2 protein-coding genes and 1 pseudogene are annotated in these 1,690 nt (G+C 75.4%); 2 read left to right on the forward strand and 1 reads right to left on the reverse strand.

All coding sequences use genetic code 11. From position 1 onward, the window contains the following. A pseudogene (locus ACFV4F_RS43310) lies at positions 1-243 on the reverse strand (hypothetical protein); the annotation flags it as partial. On the opposite strand from ACFV4F_RS43310, the gene ACFV4F_RS43315 reads away from it, so the two are divergent. Next, a complete protein-coding gene (locus tag ACFV4F_RS43315; protein WP_380511553.1) occupies positions 227-799 on the forward strand; it encodes a ferritin-like domain-containing protein in 573 nt (190 codons plus the stop codon). The pseudogene ACFV4F_RS43310 and the gene ACFV4F_RS43315 sit on opposite strands and share 17 nt — an antisense overlap. Beyond that, positions 796-1,611, forward strand: a complete 816-nt coding sequence (locus ACFV4F_RS43320; RefSeq protein ID WP_380511556.1) for a ferritin-like domain-containing protein — start codon at positions 796-798, stop codon at positions 1,609-1,611. Before ACFV4F_RS43315 ends, ACFV4F_RS43320 begins: the two co-directional genes overlap by 4 nt. Positions 1,612-1,690: the final 79 nt, after the last annotated feature.

Below are 1,690 nucleotides of genomic sequence, written 5' to 3' on the forward strand. Positions count from 1 at the left end.
CCCCGAGCAGTCACCTGTAGTGAACAGCGTCGCGATGCGGCTCACGCGGGGCGCGCAGCGCGGCTTCGCGGAGGCCGCCGGGCCGTCGCGGCCGTGGTGGCGGGGCGGCGCGCTCGCCGCCCTGGTGGGCGGGGCGGGCCTGCTCGGCACGGCCCGGGCGGCGGCGGACTCGCCCTCGCCCTCGCCCTCGGCGTCGCCGTCGCCGTCGGGATCCGCCTCCGGCGCCGTGACGGCGGACGACATCCGCGCGCTCCAGACCGCCGCGGCGCTGGAGAACCTGGCGGTGAGCGTCTACCAGACGGCCGCCGGCCTGCCGTTCATCAAGGACGGCAACAAGACGGTGGCCGCGTTCATCGCCAAGACCACCGAGCAGCACCAGGCGCACGCCCAGGCCTTCAACGCCGCCGCGACCGCCGGCGGCGGCAAGGCGCAGACCGGCCCGGACCCGAAGTACAAGGCGGTGGTCGACCAGACGCTGCCCACGATCAAGACGCCGGCCGACGTGGTGAAGCTCGCGATCACGTTGGAGGACGTCGCCGCCCAGACGTACACCAAGAACGTCGGCCAGGTCTCCAGCGCCGACCTGCGCAAGCTCTTCGCCTCCGTCGCCCCGGTGGAGGCGCAGCACCGGGCCGTGCTGCTCGCCGTGCAGGCGCTGCTGGCGGGCAACGCCGCCGATCTGATCACGATCCCGGTGGACCCGGCGAAGCTGCCCGCCGCGGCCGGCAGCGTGGGCTTCCCGGACGCCTTCTACAAGACCGACAACGCCTCCCCGATCACCGAAGGGGCCGTCCAGTGACCGCCGACCGCACCTGGGAGCCCGCCCTCGGCGAGGCCGAACTCGCCCGCCTGACCCGGGAGATGGACGAGGCCCACCGGGCCACGCTGCCGCTGATGCGGGCCTCCGCGCGCGACCTCGGGGAAGAGCTCCGCGCCTCGGTCCCGGCCGATCCTGGCCGGCGCCGGTTCCTGCTCGGCGCGGGCGGCGTGGCCGCGGCCCTCACGCTGGCGGCGTGCTCCGGCAGCAAGAGCGTCAAGGACCCGGCGCCGACCAGTCCGGCCGGCTCGGCCAGTGCGGTGTCCGGCGCGCCGTCGGCGTCCGGCGGCTACACCGGGGACCTGCGGGTCGTCGCGCTGGCCGTCGCGCTGGAGAACCAGGCGGTCGGCGCCTACAAGGCCGCGCTGGACGCCGCGGGCGCGGGCAAGCTCGGCACGGTGCCGCCGGCGGTCGCGACGTTCGTGACCACCGCGATGAACCAGCACGCCGACCACGCCAAGGCCTGGAACGCCGTCCTCACCGGCGCCGGACTGCCCGCGATCAACGACGTGCCGCTGTCCAACCAGGCGGACACGATGGCGGCCCTCGGCAAGGCGGCCTCGGTCGGGGACGTGGCCAAACTCGCGCTCGAACTGGAGGACCAGGCCGCCCAGACCTACCTCTTCGCGACGTACAACGTGACCGGTGCGGCCGGGATCGCGACGGCCGCGAGCATCGCCCCCGTCGAGGCCATGCACGCGGCGATCCTGAACTACGTGCTCGGCCAGTACCCCGTGCCCGACGACTTCCTGCCCACCGACAAGGCCGCCAACCCGGACCTGCTGACCGTCTGACGACACCACGAGCCGGCGCGCGTCCACCCGCCCCCCCGGGCGCCCGCCCCCCCCCCCCCCCCCCCCCCCCCCACACCGG

It is taken from the genome of Kitasatospora sp. NPDC059722, from assembly GCF_042733235.1.
Lineage (GTDB): Bacteria > Actinomycetota > Actinomycetes > Streptomycetales > Streptomycetaceae > Kitasatospora.